This is a genomic window from Arthrobacter sp. CG_A4 (assembly GCF_035985125.1).
Classification (GTDB): domain Bacteria; phylum Actinomycetota; class Actinomycetes; order Actinomycetales; family Micrococcaceae; genus Arthrobacter.
In genome coordinates, this window is the sequence record NZ_JAXCID010000011.1 from 38,165 (window position 1) to 54,017 (window position 15,853).

Annotated in this window: 21 protein-coding genes; 18 read left to right on the forward strand and 3 right to left on the reverse strand. The window is 64.2% G+C overall.

Translation table 11 applies throughout. The features are described 5' to 3' along the window. Window positions 1–69 precede the first annotated feature (69 nt). From rpsH to RCH07_RS06860, 17 genes are all read left to right on the forward strand, one after another. Entirely contained in the window at window positions 70–468 is a 399-nt protein-coding gene (rpsH, locus tag RCH07_RS06780) for a 30S ribosomal protein S8 (RefSeq protein ID WP_056425243.1), read from the forward strand. An 18-nt stretch (window positions 469–486) separates the two neighbouring features. Continuing rightward, window positions 487–1,023, forward strand: coding sequence for a 50S ribosomal protein L6 (gene rplF / locus RCH07_RS06785; protein WP_326966707.1), 537 nt, complete (start codon window positions 487–489; stop codon window positions 1,021–1,023). A 2-nt stretch (window positions 1,024–1,025) separates the two neighbouring features. Next, complete coding sequence (gene rplR / locus RCH07_RS06790) at window positions 1,026–1,409, forward strand: 50S ribosomal protein L18 (protein ID WP_326966708.1); 384 nt, start codon at window positions 1,026–1,028, stop codon at window positions 1,407–1,409. Between the two features lie 26 nt (window positions 1,410–1,435). After that, window positions 1,436–2,122 (forward strand): 30S ribosomal protein S5, encoded by a 687-nt coding sequence (rpsE, locus tag RCH07_RS06795; RefSeq protein WP_326966709.1) that lies wholly within the window; start codon window positions 1,436–1,438, stop codon window positions 2,120–2,122. A gap of 3 nt (window positions 2,123–2,125) precedes the next feature. Further along, window positions 2,126–2,332, forward strand: coding sequence for a 50S ribosomal protein L30 (gene rpmD / locus RCH07_RS06800; RefSeq protein WP_326966710.1), 207 nt, complete (start codon window positions 2,126–2,128; stop codon window positions 2,330–2,332). Continuing rightward, window positions 2,332–2,826: a 50S ribosomal protein L15 gene (gene rplO / locus RCH07_RS06805; protein WP_326966711.1), complete on the forward strand. Its 495-nt coding sequence runs from the start codon at window positions 2,332–2,334 to the stop codon at window positions 2,824–2,826. The genes rpmD and rplO overlap by 1 nt, the downstream gene beginning before the upstream one ends. Before the next feature lie 185 nt (window positions 2,827–3,011). Continuing rightward, window positions 3,012–4,322, forward strand: a complete 1,311-nt coding sequence (secY, locus tag RCH07_RS06810) for a preprotein translocase subunit SecY (protein WP_326966712.1) — start codon at window positions 3,012–3,014, stop codon at window positions 4,320–4,322. Window positions 4,323–4,327: 5 nt separating this feature from the next. After that, window positions 4,328–4,897, forward strand: a complete 570-nt coding sequence (locus RCH07_RS06815) for an adenylate kinase (RefSeq protein ID WP_326966757.1) — start codon at window positions 4,328–4,330, stop codon at window positions 4,895–4,897. Window positions 4,898–5,002: 105 nt separating this feature from the next. After that, window positions 5,003–5,830, forward strand: coding sequence for a type I methionyl aminopeptidase (gene map, locus RCH07_RS06820; RefSeq protein ID WP_326966713.1), 828 nt, complete (start codon window positions 5,003–5,005; stop codon window positions 5,828–5,830). Window positions 5,831–6,200: 370 nt separating this feature from the next. Then, window positions 6,201–7,316 carry a P1 family peptidase gene (locus RCH07_RS06825; RefSeq protein ID WP_326966758.1) on the forward strand — a complete coding sequence of 372 codons (1,116 nt, stop codon included), beginning with the start codon at window positions 6,201–6,203 and terminating at the stop codon, window positions 7,314–7,316. Between the two features lie 168 nt (window positions 7,317–7,484). Further along, window positions 7,485–7,706 carry a translation initiation factor IF-1 gene (infA, locus tag RCH07_RS06830; protein ID WP_011775571.1) on the forward strand — a complete coding sequence of 74 codons (222 nt, stop codon included), beginning with the start codon at window positions 7,485–7,487 and terminating at the stop codon, window positions 7,704–7,706. 69 nt (window positions 7,707–7,775) lie between these two features. Next, window positions 7,776–7,889, forward strand: coding sequence for a 50S ribosomal protein L36 (gene rpmJ / locus RCH07_RS06835; RefSeq protein ID WP_009358722.1), 114 nt, complete (start codon window positions 7,776–7,778; stop codon window positions 7,887–7,889). Between the two features lie 174 nt (window positions 7,890–8,063). Next, window positions 8,064–8,438, forward strand: coding sequence for a 30S ribosomal protein S13 (gene rpsM / locus RCH07_RS06840; RefSeq protein ID WP_024366110.1), 375 nt, complete (start codon window positions 8,064–8,066; stop codon window positions 8,436–8,438). Between the two features lie 100 nt (window positions 8,439–8,538). Continuing rightward, the gene (rpsK, locus tag RCH07_RS06845) at window positions 8,539–8,940 is read left to right on the forward strand and encodes a 30S ribosomal protein S11 (protein ID WP_018773682.1); all 402 of its coding nucleotides are present in this window, start codon (window positions 8,539–8,541) and stop codon (window positions 8,938–8,940) included. Window positions 8,941–9,073: 133 nt separating this feature from the next. Continuing rightward, entirely contained in the window at window positions 9,074–10,084 is a 1,011-nt protein-coding gene (locus RCH07_RS06850) for a DNA-directed RNA polymerase subunit alpha (protein ID WP_136321891.1), read from the forward strand. 79 nt (window positions 10,085–10,163) lie between these two features. Then, window positions 10,164–10,754, forward strand: coding sequence for a 50S ribosomal protein L17 (gene rplQ / locus RCH07_RS06855; RefSeq protein WP_326966714.1), 591 nt, complete (start codon window positions 10,164–10,166; stop codon window positions 10,752–10,754). A gap of 31 nt (window positions 10,755–10,785) precedes the next feature. Further along, window positions 10,786–11,676: a tRNA pseudouridine synthase A gene (locus RCH07_RS06860; protein ID WP_326966715.1), complete on the forward strand. Its 891-nt coding sequence runs from the start codon at window positions 10,786–10,788 to the stop codon at window positions 11,674–11,676. Window positions 11,677–11,728: 52 nt separating this feature from the next. On the opposite strand, the gene RCH07_RS06865 is transcribed toward RCH07_RS06860, so the two are convergent. Further along, the gene (locus RCH07_RS06865; protein ID WP_326966716.1) at window positions 11,729–13,402 is read right to left on the reverse strand and encodes a sensor histidine kinase; all 1,674 of its coding nucleotides are present in this window, start codon (window positions 13,400–13,402) and stop codon (window positions 11,729–11,731) included. A 220-nt stretch (window positions 13,403–13,622) separates the two neighbouring features. Here RCH07_RS06865 and RCH07_RS06870 point away from each other — a divergent pair, with 220 nt between their 5' ends. After that, on the forward strand, window positions 13,623–14,393 hold the full coding sequence (locus RCH07_RS06870; RefSeq protein ID WP_326966717.1) for a response regulator transcription factor: 771 nt from the start codon (window positions 13,623–13,625) through the stop codon (window positions 14,391–14,393). Window positions 14,394–14,414: 21 nt separating this feature from the next. Here RCH07_RS06870 and RCH07_RS06875 read toward each other — a convergent pair whose 3' ends face one another. Beyond that, window positions 14,415–14,915 (reverse strand): Hpt domain-containing protein, encoded by a 501-nt coding sequence (locus RCH07_RS06875; RefSeq protein ID WP_326966718.1) that lies wholly within the window; start codon window positions 14,913–14,915, stop codon window positions 14,415–14,417. Window positions 14,916–15,001: 86 nt separating this feature from the next. Continuing rightward, the gene (locus RCH07_RS06880; RefSeq protein ID WP_326966719.1) at window positions 15,002–15,850 is read right to left on the reverse strand and encodes a type II secretion system F family protein; all 849 of its coding nucleotides are present in this window, start codon (window positions 15,848–15,850) and stop codon (window positions 15,002–15,004) included. Window positions 15,851–15,853: the final 3 nt, after the last annotated feature.

A 15,853-nucleotide genomic window follows, 5' to 3' on the forward strand; every position in this document is an offset into this window, starting at 1 on the left:
CGGTTCCCGAGCCACGTTCGGGAAAAGCCGCACGGCGGAAACCGTTATGAGGAAGGGCAAGAGCCCACCATGACAATGACAGATCCCGTCGCAGACATGCTTACTCGTCTGCGCAACGCAAACTCGGCATACCACGATTCCGTGTCTATGCCTTACAGCAAGCTCAAGGCACGCGTTGCCGACATCCTGAAGGCCGAAGGTTACATCGCCTCCTGGAAAGAAGAAGACGCTGAGGTTGGCAAGAAGCTGACCCTCGAGCTCAAGTTCGGTCCGAACCGCGAGCGTTCAATCGCTGGCGTTCGTCGTATTTCCAAGCCGGGACTGCGCGTTTACGCAAAGTCCACCAACCTGCCGCACGTGCTCGGTGGCCTGGGTGTCGCAATCCTGTCCACCTCTTCCGGCCTCTTGACTGACAAGCAGGCCGGCAAGAAGGGCGTGGGCGGCGAAGTCCTCGCTTACGTCTGGTAACGGGAAAGGAAGAGAATAATGTCACGTATTGGACGTCTCCCCATCACCGTTCCTGCCGGCGTTGAGGTCAAGGTTGACGGCTCTGTCGTCAGCGTCAAGGGTCCCAAAGGCGAGCTGAGCCACACTGTGCCCAGCCCGATCGAGGTTTCCCTGGAAGATGGCACCCTGACTGTCGCCCGCCCGAACGACGAGCGCGCCTCCCGTTCGCTGCACGGCCTGACCCGCACCCTGATCGCCAACATGATCCAGGGTGTCACCGCAGGCTACGAGAAGAAGCTTGAGATTGTCGGTACCGGTTACCGCGTCCAGGCCAAGGGAACTGATCTGGAGTTCGCTCTGGGCTACAGCCACCCGGTTAACATCACGGCACCGAACGGCATCACCTTTGCAGTAGAGACCCCGACCAAGCTCTCTGTTTCAGGTATCTCCAAGCAGCAGGTCGGCGAGGTTGCTGCCAATATTCGCAAGCAGCGGAAGCCGGACCCCTACAAGGGCAAGGGCATTCGCTATGCAGGCGAAGTCATCCGCCGCAAGGTCGGAAAGGCTGGTAAGTAACCATGGCGATCGCAATTAACAAGAAGCGTACGAACAAGAGCAAGTCTGCCCAGCGCAGCCGCCGCCAGCTTCGTATCCGCAAGCGCATCTCCGGAACGGCTGAACGTCCTCGTCTGGTCGTCAACCGCTCCGCACGCCACATTTTCGTCCAGGTTGTCGATGACACCAAGGGCCTGACTGTAGCGAGTGCATCCACACTGGAAGCCGACCTTCGTGTATTCGATGGTGACAAGACTGCCAAGGCCAAGCGCGTTGGCGAGCTCGTCGCCGAGCGTGCCAAGGCTGCCGGTATCGAAGCAGTTGTCTTCGACCGCGGTGGTAACAAGTACCACGGCCGGATCGCCGCCGTCGCTGACGGCGCACGTGAAGGTGGGTTGTCACTGTGACCGAAAATAACGAAAAGGACAAACAGGTGACTGAAGCTGTAGCCGCTCCGGCAACTGAGACCGCTGCGCCCGCTGCCGCTGATGACCGCCGTGGTGGCGCTCGTCGTGGCGAGCGTGGTGGCCAGGGCCAGGGCCAGGGCCGTGGCGACCGCGGTGGCCGTGGTGGCCGCGATGGTGGCCGCGAAGCCGAAAAGAGCCAGTTCGTAGAGCGCGTCGTCACCATCAACCGTGTTTCCAAGGTCGTCAAGGGTGGTCGTCGCTTCAGCTTCACCGCCCTCGTCGTCGTCGGTGACGGCAACGGTATGGTCGGCGTCGGCTACGGCAAGGCCAAGGAAGTTCCCGCCGCCATCGCGAAGGGCGTCGAAGAAGCCAAGAAGTCCTTCTTCCGCGTTCCCCGCATCGGCAGCACCATCCCGCACCGCGTTCAGGGTGAGGCCGCCGCAGGCGTTGTTATGCTGCGTCCGGCTTCCGCCGGTACCGGTGTTATCGCCGGCGGTCCGGTCCGTGCAGTACTGGAGTGCGTGGGCATCCACGACATCCTCTCCAAATCGCTCGGATCTTCCAACGCCATCAACATCGTTCACGCGACCGTTGACGCGCTGAAGCGCCTCGAAGAGCCGGCAGCAGTGGCAGCACGCCGCGGCCTGCCGCTCGACGAGATCGCTCCGCCGGCCATGGTGCGTGCACTGCTGAACCAGAAGGCAGGTGTCTGAGTCATGGCTAAGAACGTGCTTGTCTCCGACGCTTCGTTGGAGATCACTCAGATCAAGTCCGCCATTGGCGGCAAGCAGAACCAGCGCGACACCCTGCGGTCCCTCGGCCTGAAGCGGATCGGACACACCGTTGTCCGCACCGCCGACGCCGTCACCGTCGGAATGGTCAACACGGTTCCGCACCTGGTAAAGGTAGAGGAGGCGAAGTAATGGCAGAGAACAAGACCGCCGAGAAGGCACAGGGCGCCGCTGCTGAGAAGCAGAACGCACTGAAGGTTCACCACCTGCGTCCCGCCCCGGGTGCCAAGACCGCCAAGACCCGTGTGGGTCGCGGTGAAGGTTCCAAGGGTAAGACCGCCGGCCGTGGTACCAAGGGTACGAAGGCCCGTTACCAGATCAAGGCTGGCTTTGCCGGCGGCCAGCTGCCGCTGCACATGCGCCTGCCGAAGCTGCGCGGGTTCAAGAACCCGTTCCGGGTTGAGTACCAGGTGGTAAACCTGGACAAGCTCAACGAGCTGTTCCCGGAAGGTGGCTCAGTCACTGTGGAGAACCTGGTAGAGAAGGGTGCCGTTCGCAAGAACCAGCCCGTCAAGGTACTTGGCACCGGTGATATCACCGTCAAGGTTGATGTCACGGTCCACGCATTCTCGGCCAGCGCCGCAGAAAAGATTGCCGCAGCAGGCGGAAGCACCACCGCGCTCTAACGAGGCGGCGGGGCAGTTGCCCGTTGTTTGAAACTCCCGGTACCAGGGGCCCAGGCCTCCGGTGCCGGGAGTTTTCTTAATTCCGGCCCGGCCGATTGTCCGCAGGACGCATCTACCCGTTAGACTCGGTTGTTGGGTTTATTTGACCTGTCTCACACGACTTTACTTATTCATCAGGAGGACGCTTGCTTAGCGCATTTGGCCGGGCCTTTCGCACGCCTGATCTGCGACGCAAGTTGTTGTTCACGCTGGGAATCATCACAATCTTCCGCTTGGGTGCCTTCATTCCCTCGCCTGGTGTGAACTACCAGAATGTCCAGCAATGCTTGCAGAGCGGTTCGACCTCGGGCGGTATCTACCAGCTCGTCAACCTGTTCAGCGGCGGTGCCTTGCTGCAGGTCTCGGTCTTCGCGCTCGGGATCATGCCGTACATCACGGCCAGCATCATCGTGCAGCTGCTCCGGGTGGTCATTCCCCGGTTCCAGACGCTCTATGAGGAAGGCGCCTCCGGCCAGTCAAAGCTGACGCAGTACACGCGCTATCTGACTATTGCCCTTGGTTTGCTCAATGCCACCACCCTGGTGTCCCTGGCCCGTTCCGGCCAGCTGCTGCCGAACTGCCAGCTGCCCATCATCCCGGACACAAGCATCGTCACCACGATCCTCATCATCATCACGCTGACTGCCGGTACCGGCCTCATCATGTGGATGGGGGAGCTTGTGACCGAAAAGGGTGTCGGCAACGGAATGTCGCTCCTCATCTTCACCTCCATCGCCGCCAGCTTCCCAGGCTCGCTCGGCGCGATCTGGAGCTCGCAGGGCCCCGGAACCTTCTTTATGGTGCTTGCTATCGGCCTGCTGACGGTGGCCGCAGTGGTCTTCGTGGAGCAGTCCCAGCGCCGGATCCCGGTGCAGTATGCCAAACGCATGATCGGCCGCCGCACCGTGGGCGGCACCAGCACGTACATCCCGATTAAGGTGAACATGGCCGGCGTCGTGCCCGTCATCTTCGCCTCCTCGATGTTGTACCTGCCGGGCCTGATCTCGCAGTTCAACCAGCCGAAGCCCGGCGAACCGGTCGCGCCCTGGGTTGAGTGGATCAACAACAACCTCACCACGGGTGACCACCCGATCTACATGGCCCTCTACTTCGCCATGATTGTGTTCTTCACGTACTTCTATGTTGCGATCACTTTCAACCCTGAAGAAGTATCTGAGAACATGAAGAAGTACGGCGGCTTCATTCCGGGTATCCGTGCCGGCAAGCCGACGGCGGACTACCTGCAGTACGTCCTGTCCAGGATCACCCTGCCCGGTGCCATCTACCTGGGCTTTGTGGCACTGATTCCGCTCGTTGCCCTGGTCCTGATCAACGCCAACCAGAACTTCCCGTTTGGCGGCACCTCGATCCTGATCATGGTGGGCGTGGGTTTGGAGACCGTCAAGCAGATTGACGCGCAGCTGCAGCAGCGTCACTACGAAGGGCTTTTGCGATGACGAGAATGTTGATTATCGGACCTCCCGGGTCCGGCAAGGGAACACAGGCGGAACGCATTTCGGAGCGCCTCGGCGTCGTTGCGATCTCCACCGGAGACATTTTCCGGGCCAACGTCAAGGGTGAGACGCCGCTGGGCGTGGAAGCCAAGAAGTACATGGACGCCGGCGACTTTGTCCCGGACACCGTGACCAACAAGATGGTCCGTGACCGACTCAAGGAGGCCGACGTCGAAAACGGCTTCCTCCTGGACGGGTACCCGCGCACCACCGCGCAGGTTGACTACCTCGACGACATCCTGGCCGACGGCAACCAGAAGCTCGACGTCGTCCTGCAGCTCACGGCCGATGACGAGGAGCTGGTCACCCGCCTGCTGGGCCGCGCGAAGGAAACCGGCCGCACGGATGACAACGAAGCCGTCATCCGGCACCGCCTCGACCTCTACCGCAGCCAGACGGAAGCGGTGGTCGGCAAGTATGCCGACTGCGGCATCCTGACCCGGGTCGACGGTATCGGCGGCATGGACGAGGTCACCGACCGCGTTATGCAGGCCATCGGAGCGGCCCAGTCGGCCTGACCGCCCCACTATCTTCGAGGCCCCTCCCGGACCACCGGGAGGGGCCTCAGCCATTTGGCCGTGCAGCCCTGGAGGCAAGCGCGGCTCCACGAAAGGAAGCTGCAGATGGCCTTCGGCCAGCCCCGCATCGAATACAAGACCAACGCCCAGATGCGCACCATGCACGAGGCCGGTCTGGTCCTCAGCCGCGCCCTCGATGCCGCCGTCGCGGCAGCGGCCCCGGGGAGGACCACCCGGGACCTCGACGCCGTGTTTGCGGCCGTACTCAAGGACGCGGGCGCCACCTCCAATTTCCTGGGCTACCACGGCTTCCCGGCCACCATCTGCACCTCGGTCAATGAGGAAGTGGTCCACGGTATCCCGGGCGACCGCGTCCTCCAGGACGGGGACATCCTCTCGATCGACGGCGGGGCGATCCTGGCCGGCTGGCACTCCGACTCGGCCCGGACCGTCATCGTGGGCACCGCCGATCCCGAGGATCAGCGGCTCTCCGATGTCACCGAGACCGCAATGTGGCACGGCATCGCGGCACTGGCCGCGGGCAAGTTCGTGGGGGACATCGGCAACGCCGTGGACGACTACGTGTCCTCCGTCCAGGGCAAGCCGCTGGGCATCCTGGAAGACTATGTGGGCCACGGGATCGGCTCCGAGATGCACATGGCCCCGGACGTCCCGAACTACCGCACGGGCCACCGCGGGACCAAGATCCGGCCGGGGCTCTGCCTGGCCATCGAGCCCATGCTGGTCCGCGGCAGCATTGACACCGCCGTGCTCGCGGATGACTGGACGGTGGTGACGACGGACGGCAAGCGCTCCTGCCAGTGGGAGCACTCCGTGGCGGTCCATGAGAAGGGAATCTGGGTGCTTTCGTCGCCCGACGGCGGTGCCGCGAAGCTGGCGCCGCTCGGCGTCGTGCCCGTTCCGATTCCCTGACGGTAAGGCACCTGGCGACACACAAAGTCGCTCGCGACACGGAAAGTTCCTGGCGACGCGGGAATCTTCCTGGCGAGGCGGGAAATCCTTGGCGACGCGGGAATCCTCCGGCGATGCGGAAATCCGCTGGCGACATGGAAAATCCCTGGCGACGCGGGAAAACCAGCATCGCCAGGGATTTTCTGCGTCGCCAGCGTTTTTGTGCGTCGCTCGGGGGACACCAGCCCTTGGCCAGGGGGACGACGGTTGCTTAGGTTCCCCGGGTTGGGGCCAGCGATGCGAAAAACGCCGTGCGGGCGCCAGATCCGCCGCCAGCTGCGGTCCGGGCGCGCACAATGGAGCCATGACTGCTTTGACTGCCATGACTGCGATGACTGCGATTACGGACGTGCCGGGAATTCGGGTTGGCCACTCGACGAAAGCGGCGGAGGGCTGGCTCAGCGGGGTTACCGTGGTGCTTCCCCCTGCTGGAACTATCGGGTCCGTTGATGTGCGCGGCGGTGGCCCCGGAACGCACGAGACTGATGCCCTCGACCCCACCACGCTGACTTCCACCGTCGACGCCGTCGTCCTCACCGGGGGCAGCGCCTACGGCCTGGTGGCCGCGCACGGGGCCCAGCGATGGTGCGAGGAAAACGGCCGCGGCTTCGCCGTTGCCGGCGGCATGGTTCCGATTGTGCCGGCCGCGGCCATCTTCGACCTCGGTCGGGGCGGGGACTTTACCGCCCGCCCGGACGAGGCCATGGGCTACGCGGCCGCCGCGGCCGCCGCGTCCAGGCAGAACGGGCACGACGTCGAACGCGGCAACATAGGCGCCGGCACCGGAGCAACAATCGGCCGGGGCACATACAAAGGGGGAGTGGGCACCGCCTCCATCACTTTAGACAACGGCGTGGTTGTAGGGGCACTGGCAGTAGTGAACGCGCTGGGACTACCGTTCAGCACATCGCCGCAACGGGTGGAACCCGGCAGCGTGCGTCTAAGCTGGGGCCACGACGGCGGGGTTCCCTGGCCGAGCTTGCGAGGCGAGGGGGCCGGTGGGGACGAAGGAGCGAGCACGCCGAGGGTTTCGTCCGCTGCGGCGGAAGACGACCCGGCCGCTCCGGCGGATCGCGCAAGCGCACAGGAGCCAGCCGATGGCGGAACGGGGCCGCCCGCGCTGAACACCACGCTCGTCGTTGTCGCCACGAACGCGGTCCTGGACAAGGCGGAGTGCAAGCGGTCGGCGTCGGCGGCCCATGCCGGACTGGCCCGGGCGCTGAACCCGAGCCACACCCTCGCGGACGGGGACACGGTGTTCTGCCTGGCCACGGGAATGGTGGCACTGGACCGCAGCAGCGAGGCCGCCAGGCAGGTGAGTCTCATCACCCTGCAGAGTGCGGCAGCCGACGTCGTCCGCCTGGCCATCCTGGATGGGATCGCCCGCGCGGAGGCTGTGAGCACTCCGGCCGGTAAAATTGCGGCATACGGCGCCCGAGTGCGCTAACATGGCCGGATTTAACATTCGGCCCGCAATGGCGTAATGTTGCCTGTTGGTTGTCTGCCCTGTTGTGCCCTTTTGTGGCCGGGAGGCATCAGCCAATCAATCAAAAACGTCCGCAGTCATTTCCGGTGCAAGCCGGCAGGCTGTGGCAAACAACAGTTAGCGGAGGGTATGGCCAAGAAGGACGGGGTCATTGAGATCGAGGGCGTTGTGACTGAGGCGCTGCCCAACGCGATGTTTCGTGTTGAGCTCACCAACAAGCACGTCGTTCTGGCACACATCTCTGGAAAGATGCGCCAGCACTACATCAGGATTCTCCCTGAGGACCGGGTAGTGGTGGAGCTGAGCCCGTACGACCTGACACGTGGTCGTATCGTCTACCGCTACAAGTAAACACTGGGTGGCCAGAGCAATAGCCGAAGGCCGGTCCAGTCGACCAACTGCAACACGCAAAGGAACGCCATGAAGGTCAAGCCGAGCGTCAAGCAGATCTGCGAAAAGTGCAAAGTGATCCGCCGTAATGGCCGGGTCATGGTGATCTGCGAGAACCCGCGCCACAAGCAGCGCCAGGGCTAATTTCCCTTTCGGGAAAACCCTGGGTTGCTAACCCACGCAAGTAAATAAAGGCAGCACAAGCTGATCTGGGACATATGGGCCCGTACAGCTAACCCCCGGTCGGAGGCTGGGGCCGCACGAACCGTGCGGGTGTACTGCCTACGACCTCCGGTTTATTCAAGGAGCACTGCCTCTATGGCTCGTCTCGCTGGCGTAGACATTCCCCGCGAAAAGCGGTTGGAAATTGCGCTTACTTACATCTACGGCGTGGGCAAGACCCGTGCACACGAAACCCTGGCTGCCACCGGCATCAGCGCGGACGTTCGGGTCAAGGACCTGTCCGACGCCGAGCTGGTCCAGCTGCGTGATTACATTGAAGGCAACTACAAGGTTGAGGGTGACCTTCGCCGCGAAGTAGCAGCAGATATCCGCCGCAAGGTTGAAATCGGCAGCTACGAAGGTATTCGCCATCGCAAGGGCCTGCCAGTGCGCGGACAGCGTACGAAGACGAACGCACGTACCCGCAAGGGTCCGAAGCGCACCGTCGCAGGCAAGAAGAAGACCCGCTAAACCCCATTTTCCCCTTGAAATTGCTGGCGTAATTTCGAGGAACCCGGTGAATGAAGGAACAAGCGTTCGTCTTCCCCGATAACTTTCTGTAGGAGAAAAAATGCCCCCGAAGACTCGTGGCGCGGTTCGCAAGCCGCGTAAGAAGGACAAAAAGAATATCGCGCTGGGCCAGGCGCACATCAAGAGCACCTTTAACAACACCATCGTTTCCATCACGGATCCGAATGGTGCTGTCATCTCCTGGGCTTCGTCCGGTGAGGTTGGCTTCAAGGGCTCGCGTAAGTCCACCCCGTTCGCTGCCCAGATGGCTGCCGAAGCCGCCGCAAAGCGTGCACAGGAGCACGGTATGCGCAAGGTTGACGTATTCGTCAAGGGACCGGGTTCCGGACGCGAAACGGCAATCCGTTCACTGCAGGCTGCCGGCCTCGAGGTTGGCTCCATCCAGGACGTCACCCCCAGCGCCCACAACGGCTGCCGGCCGCCGAAGCGCCGTCGCGTCTAAGGCTTTCCAGCGCACAGGAGCTTGCCCGGACCCGCAATGGTCCGGGCAGGCCCAGCCGCGTTAAGTCCTCAGACCGATCTTTCCACCACCTGTGTTGCGTCATATAGCGGATGCTCGCCGAAAGGAAACCTAAGTGCTCATTGCACAGCGCCCCACCCTCTCCGAAGAGGTCGTCTCCGAAAACCGTTCCCGTTTCATCATTGAACCGCTGGAACCGGGTTTCGGTTACACACTCGGAAACTCCCTCCGCCGTACCCTGCTCTCCTCCATCCCCGGCGCTGCTGTCACCAGCATCCGGATCGATGGCGTGCTGCACGAGTTCACCACGGTTCCGGGTGTCAAGGAAGATGTCACTGAGATCATCCTGAACATCAAGAGCCTGTCGGTTTCCTCCGAGCACGATGAGCCGGTTGTTGCCTACCTGCGCAAGCAGGGCCCGGGAGTCGTCACCGCCGCGGACATCGCGCCGCCGGCCGGCGTCGAATTCCACAACCCGGATCTGCACATTGCCACGCTGAACTCGAAGGGTAAGTTCGAACTCGAACTGACCATCGAGCGCGGCCGCGGCTACGTTTCCGCAGCTCAGAACAAGTCCGGCGATTCCGAGATCGGCCGCATCCCGGTCGACTCGATCTACTCGCCGGTCCTGAAGGTTACCTTCCGCGTGGAAGCTACCCGTGTTGAGCAGCGCACTGACTTCGACAAGCTCATTGTCGACGTCGAGACCAAGCAGGCCATCGCCCCGCGCGATGCCGTCGCTTCGGCAGGTACCACCCTGGTGGAACTGTTCGGTCTGGCCCGCGAGCTGAACACCGCAGCCGAAGGTATCGAGATTGGGCCGTCGCCGACGGATGCTGCCCTGGCAGCTGACATGGCCCTGCCGATCGAGGATCTGGACCTCACCGTCCGTTCCTACAACTGCCTCAAGCGTGAGGGCATCCACACCGTGGGTGAACTCGTGGCCCGCTCCGAGGCTGACCTCATGGACATCCGTAACTTCGGTGCGAAGTCCATTGATGAGGTCAAGGCAAAGCTGGTTGAACTGGGCCTGTCCCTCAAGGACTCGCCTCCCGGTTTTGACCTCGCAGCCCGCGCCGCAGCAATTGAAGAGGACGACGCCGCGTTCAGCGACGACGAACTCTAACAAACAGATCTTGGCCGGCGGGCTGACTGCACCATGGTGCGTGACCAGTCCACTGGCTTCCATATGAGGAGAAACTATTATGCCTACCCCCGCTAAGGGTCCGCGCCTCGGAGGCGGAGCAGCTCACGAGCGTTTGATGCTCGCGAACCTCTCCGCCGCTCTTTTCGAGCACAAGCGAATCACCACCACGGTCACCAAGGCCAAGCGACTGAAGCCGTACGCCGAGCGCCTGGTGACGTTCGCCAAGCGTGGCGACCTGGCTTCCCGCCGTCGTGTACTCGGTCTGATCAGCAACAAGGGCATCGTCCACGAGCTGTTCACCGACATCGCACAGGCAGTGGAGAACCGCAACGGCGGCTACACCCGCATCACCAAGATCGGCAACCGCAAGGGCGACAACGCTCCCATGGCTGTGATCGAACTGGTTCTCGAGCCGGTTTCCGCCAAGCAGGCAGTGGTGGCCGAGGCTACCTCCGCCGCCCAGCGCGACGCCGACAAGAAGGACGCCGCCAAAACCGCTCCGGTTGCGGCAACTGAAGTTGTTGAGACCGAAGTTGTTGAGACCGAAGAGGCCCCCGAGGCTGAGGTCGTTGAGACCGAAGCTTCAGCTACCGAAGAGGCTCCGGCCGCTGAGGAAGCAGCCGAGAAGTCTGAGAAGGACGCGAAGTAATTCACCGAATTCTTCGCCTAGACTTAAGTCTATGAACCACCAGAAACCCGTCGCCCCCTTGAGAGGGGGCGGCGGGTTTTTGCGCATCCGGCTGGATCTCGCGTACGACGGCGGGCCGTTCAGCGGCTGGGCCGTGCAGCCGGGCCGGCGCACCGTTCAGGGCACGCTGGAAGAGGCCCTCGGGATGCTGATCCGCCGCCCGGTCCGGGTCACCGTCGCCGGCCGCACCGACGCGGGGGTGCACGCCCGCGGCCAGGTGGTCCACCTGGACCTCAGCGGGGCCGAGTGGATGGGCCTGAACCGCGGTGTGGAGCTGGATCCCGCGGTTGCCCTGCTCCGGCGCCTTCGTGGCGCCCTCAGCCATGGGCTGGGGGACCTCACCGGGGCGATCGAGGTCCACAAGGTCTCCATCGCATCTGCAGGCTTTGACGCCCGTTTTTCAGCGCTCTGGCGCCGCTACAGCTACCGGATTGCCGATGGCCCGGAGCTCTGGGACCCGCTGGGCCGGACCTCGACGCTCTGGCACGAGGAACCGCTCGACGTCGGGCTGCTCAACGAAGGCGCCTCGCAGCTGCTCGGTTTGCAGGACTTCAGGTCCTACTGCAAGCCCCGCGAGGGCGCCACGACGATCCGGGAACTGCAGCGCTTCGAGTTTGCCCGCGCATCCGACGGGGTGATCGTGGCCACCGTCCAGGCCGACGCGTTCTGCCATAACATGGTGCGCTCCCTCGTGGGTTCGGCGCTGTTTGTGGGAGCGGGGGTGGAATCCCCGGGCTGGATGCTGGACCGGCTGCTCGCCCGCCAGCGGGACGCCAAGTCCGTGTTGGCTGCCCCGCATCCGCTGGTGCTGGAGAAGGTGGACTACCCCTCCACCAGCGGCCTGCTCGCCAGGGCTGAACTCACCCGGGCGAGGCGCCGGTAGCGGCTGCCCCACCGAGGAACCGGGTCACACATTCATGAGGCGCCGCCGCCAGTTAGGCCGCCGCGGGTGTGCGGTCCGCGGGGAGCGCAACGGTGAACGTGCTGCCGTGTCCCGGCCGGCTGTTGCACGTGACCGTGCCGCCATGTTCCTCGACGATGGCCTTGGTGATGGACAAGCCCAGCCCCGCGCCCGGAATGGAATGGGCGCGGACAGCCGGGCTTCGGAAAAACCGGGTGAAGGCCTGCGAGGCGTCGGCCGCGGTCATTCCCATGCCGGTGTCCTCAACATGAAGCCGCACCCAGCCGTCCCCGGTGCTGGCATAGATCCGGACGATGCCGCCGTCCGGGGAATACTTGATGGCGTTGGAGACGAGGTTATCCAGTACCTGGCCGATTCGCAGGGGGTCTGCCTCTGCCCACAGCGGGGCGGAGACGTCGGCTGAGAGCACCACCCGCATTGAGCTGGCATGCGCCTGGGCCGAGCTCAGCGCTGCGTCCACCAACGCGGCCAGATCGCTGCGGCACGGGTTCACCGATACCGCCGGGCAGCCCGGCATCAGCAGGTCAGAGACGAGGGCCAGCAACCGTTCCGCGTTGCGTTGGGCGATCTCGATGCGGCGCACAGCAGGATCCGGAAGGCCGTCTGCGTCGCCGAGGACGAGGTCCAGGTTTCCGATAATCGAGGTCAGGGGGGTGCGCAACTCGTGCGAGAAGTTGGACACCACCTCATCCTTGGCGGCCAGCGACTCGACGAATCCCGTCACCTCGTTGAACTGCACCACGGAGCCGCCGGAACCGCCGTCGGCGTCGGTGAAGGGGCGGCCCCCGGCGGAAACCACTCTTCCGCCGGGGGTGTCGCCGAAACACACAAGGTAGTCCGCAAACGTCTCACCGGCAGCGGCCCGCTGGATGGGACGACGGCCGAGGGGGAGAGGTGTAGCCTGGCCGTGGCTCGTCAGGATCAGCTCCGCTTCCTGCACCGGAGACGACGCGGCGCAGGGCGCCGCCGAGGCCTCCAGCTGCGACTGCCAGCTGTTGGTGAGCAGCCGCCTGCCGTCGGTATCGAGGGCGACGATTCCGACGTCGACCGTGTCAAGGATCCGGCTCAGCAGGCGCTCGCGTCCGGTGCCGTCCGCGAGCAGGGACTGCACTTGGGCTTCCTTGGCCGCATTCCCCTGTTGCTCGCGCCCCAAGCGCGAATTCAGCAGCCACAAGGCCAGGGACACCCCCAGCATTACGAACGGCACCAGCACGGCGGTGGCGATCCGGCCCGGCGTGGGGCTGGACCCTGGCTCGAGCAGCCATGGCAGTCCGGCGAGCAGCGGGCCGAAGAAACTCAGCGGGAGGCTCACTGGGGCCGGGAGGCGCGAGCACGAGATCCACACCACGGGAAGGACGGCGAGCAACCCCAGATCCGGGAGGCCTTCGACGCCGCCGCCGCGGACCAGGCCGATTACTGCGAAGTCCAACACCGGGATGGCGAGCGGAGCAGTCGGCCCGAATCGCTGCCACGGCACAAGGACGCAGGCCAGGAGCAGCCCAGCCAGCAGGGCCAAGGCGGCGCGGCCCGGGGCGTTGCCGAGCAGGCCGGGCCAGAAGGCTGGCGCCGAAATAGCTACGGCGGCCATGACCAGCGTCAACGGCAGTTGATACAGCAGCACCTGAAAACGCGGCGGCACGGCCCGGAAGTAACCGTCCGGAGCCCGGACCAGTTGCTGTTCACTCAATGCGCATGTACCTCTTTCTCCTGCTCCAGTTTTACACCTTTTGTCACAAAGTTGACACAATGAATCGGCATTCTGGTGCGTGTTGCTGCGGCGGATGCAATTTTAGGCCCTCGGCGTGGGTATTCTGACAGGGCCCGCGTAGCGCAAACGGCCTGTTCACGGGGACAGCTCCGGGGCGTCCGCCATGGCAGAGGCAGTAGTACCAGATGTGAGGAGGGCCATGAGTGACCTTGGAACCGCCGTCGTTGTTGAAGACGACGAAGACGTTCGTAACCTTATCCACGCCGTGTTGAGCCAGGCCGGATTTGAAGTCCATTCGGCAGCCTGCGGAAAGGACGGGGTGGACATGGTCCGGCTCCGCGAGGCCAGCGTCGTGACCCTCGATGTGGGCTTGCCGGACATCGACGGCTTCGAAGTTCTCCGCCGGATCCGGCAGTTCAGCGACGCCTATGTGGTGATGCTGACGGCGCGGACCGATGAACTGGATACCCTGACCGCCCTTCATACCGGGGCGGACGACTTCATGACCAAGCCCTTCCGGCCGCGTGAACTGCGGGCCAGGGTGGCGGCGATGATGCGGCGGCCCCGCCAGGTCATGCCGGGCGGCCGGCCCCTCAACGCGGCCCCGCAGGCAGCGGCGGATCCGCCGCCCGTCGCCGATGCCGTATTCCGCCACAACGGGCTGGCGCTGAACCCGGACACCCGCTCGGTAACGGTCGACGGCGAGGCCACCAGCCTGACGCGCAGCGAGTTCGATCTCCTGCACGCCCTGCTGAAGGGGGCAGGCGCCGTCCGGTCCAAGACCGATCTGGTGAGGGTGGTGCGCGGCGAGTACTACAGCGCCGATGCGTACATCAGCGAATCTGATGAACGGGCCGTGGAAGTCCACATCGGCAACCTCCGGCGGAAACTGCGCGAAGACTCGCTGCGGCCGCGCTGGCTGCAGACCGTCCGCGGGGTGGGCTACCGGCTGGCGCCGGAACGGCTCTAGTCTGGCCTCGTCCCGTATGGCTTAGTCCCCTGTGGCCTGGTTGCGCGGATGCGGGGCGGTGCTGTCCCGGAGGACGTAGCCGAACTGCAGCTCGTCCACGGTTTCGCTGCCGCGCTCCGCCACGTCATCCAGCATCGAGTGTGCCTGGTCCATGTGACCGTCCCGGACGGCGTCCTCCAGCTCGCCGGCGAGCTGGGCCAGCTGGACGCCTCCCACCATCGTCGAGGACGTCTTGAGGCTCAGCACAGCGTCCAGTGCCGCAGCCTGATCACAGCGGTTGACCGCCGAAGCAATCGAGTCGTAGCGCTGGTCCCACATGTTCGCGTAGTCACGGGCGAAGCCCTTGGCCACCGCAGCGCTGTCCAGCTGGACACCCAGCTCCTGCAGGGCCGCCGGATCCACGAGCGGGGCCGGCGCGGCAGGGGTCGCATCTCCAACAACCAACCCGGCTCCGCCGGGGGAGGATTCGGGAGAAAGGTCAGTGTTCGCGTCGCCGTTGACTGGGGCACTTAGGAAGGACATGCTCCTAGGCTACTTCCTGCCGCGGACGCCGCCGTAGACTCCGGGCATTCCTGCGGAAAACTTGTGGCACCCCGGGGAACTTCCCGCTACATTCCGCTGAAAGTCGCGATGGCGTTGATGGCGGCCGGGCCGAGCAGCGCGATGAAGAGCACGGGCAGGATGCAGAGCATGAGCGGGAAAAGGACCTTGACGGGGATCTTCATGGCTTGCTCCTCGGCCCGCTGCCTGCGCTTGCGCCGCATTTCGCTGGCCTGCGTCCGGAGTACCGCGGAAATCGAAATTCCGTACCGGTCCGCCTGCAGGATGGCGTTGACGAAGCGACGGAGGTCCGGCGCGCCGGTCCGGTCCGCGAGGGCCAGGTACGCCTCGCGGCGTGACATCCCGATGTGCATATCCTGCAGGGTCCGGACCAGCTCGGCGGCCAATGGCCCTTTTCCGTTTTGGCCGGTCCGTGACATGGCGGCGTCGAAACCCAGGCCGGCTTCCACGGCGATGGTCATCTGATCCAGCGTGTCCGGCAGCTCCAGCCCGATGGCGGCCTGGCGCTCAAGCCCCCTGCTGTAGATCAGGAGATCGGGAAGGAAATAGCCAACCACGGTCACGGCGATCGAGATCCACAGTGTTTTGGCGCTGGGATCACCTCTGATCAGCAGTAACCCGACGACGACAGCGATGCCGGCCGCGGTGAATTTGGCGGCCATGAGGCGCTTGAGCGGCCACGCGGGAGGACGGCCCGCCAGGGCGAGCTGCCGGTCTAGGTTTGCCACCAGACGCCGGGGGGTGAACCGTCCAGCGAAAGACTCCAGTACCGAGTTCCTCGCTTTGACGGGCTTCTTGGCGGGAACAAGCCCTCGGGACAGGTTTGCCTCGATGGAATCCTTCCCGGCGACACGGGTGCCGACGACGGCCCACGATGCCAGGGCAATAGCCGCCATGAT

Bases quoted from the DNA above. Each gene is read 5' to 3' on its own strand.
- rpsH (WP_056425243.1), top strand. From the start codon at position 70: ATGACAATGACAGATCCCGTCGCAGACATGCTTACTCGTCTGCGCAAC.
- rplF (WP_326966707.1), top strand. From the start codon at position 487: ATGTCACGTATTGGACGTCTCCCCATCACCGTTCCTGCCGGCGTTGAG.
- rplR (WP_326966708.1), top strand. From the start codon at position 1,026: ATGGCGATCGCAATTAACAAGAAGCGTACGAACAAGAGCAAGTCTGCC.
- rpmD (WP_326966710.1), top strand. From the start codon at position 2,126: ATGGCTAAGAACGTGCTTGTCTCCGACGCTTCGTTGGAGATCACTCAG.
- rplO (WP_326966711.1), top strand. From the start codon at position 2,332: ATGGCAGAGAACAAGACCGCCGAGAAGGCACAGGGCGCCGCTGCTGAG.
- RCH07_RS06815 (WP_326966757.1), top strand. From the start codon at position 4,328: ATGTTGATTATCGGACCTCCCGGGTCCGGCAAGGGAACACAGGCGGAA.
- map (WP_326966713.1), top strand. From the start codon at position 5,003: ATGGCCTTCGGCCAGCCCCGCATCGAATACAAGACCAACGCCCAGATG.
- RCH07_RS06825 (WP_326966758.1), top strand. From the start codon at position 6,201: ATGACTGCGATTACGGACGTGCCGGGAATTCGGGTTGGCCACTCGACG.
- infA (WP_011775571.1), top strand. From the start codon at position 7,485: ATGGCCAAGAAGGACGGGGTCATTGAGATCGAGGGCGTTGTGACTGAG.
- rpmJ (WP_009358722.1), top strand. From the start codon at position 7,776: ATGAAGGTCAAGCCGAGCGTCAAGCAGATCTGCGAAAAGTGCAAAGTG.
- rpsM (WP_024366110.1), top strand. From the start codon at position 8,064: ATGGCTCGTCTCGCTGGCGTAGACATTCCCCGCGAAAAGCGGTTGGAA.
- rpsK (WP_018773682.1), top strand. From the start codon at position 8,539: ATGCCCCCGAAGACTCGTGGCGCGGTTCGCAAGCCGCGTAAGAAGGAC.
- rplQ (WP_326966714.1), top strand. From the start codon at position 10,164: ATGCCTACCCCCGCTAAGGGTCCGCGCCTCGGAGGCGGAGCAGCTCAC.
- RCH07_RS06860 (WP_326966715.1), top strand. From the start codon at position 10,786: ATGAACCACCAGAAACCCGTCGCCCCCTTGAGAGGGGGCGGCGGGTTT.
- RCH07_RS06870 (WP_326966717.1), top strand. From the start codon at position 13,623: ATGAGTGACCTTGGAACCGCCGTCGTTGTTGAAGACGACGAAGACGTT.
- RCH07_RS06875 (WP_326966718.1), bottom strand. From the start codon at position 14,915: ATGTCCTTCCTAAGTGCCCCAGTCAACGGCGACGCGAACACTGACCTT.
- RCH07_RS06880 (WP_326966719.1), bottom strand. From the start codon at position 15,850: ATGGCGGCTATTGCCCTGGCATCGTGGGCCGTCGTCGGCACCCGTGTC.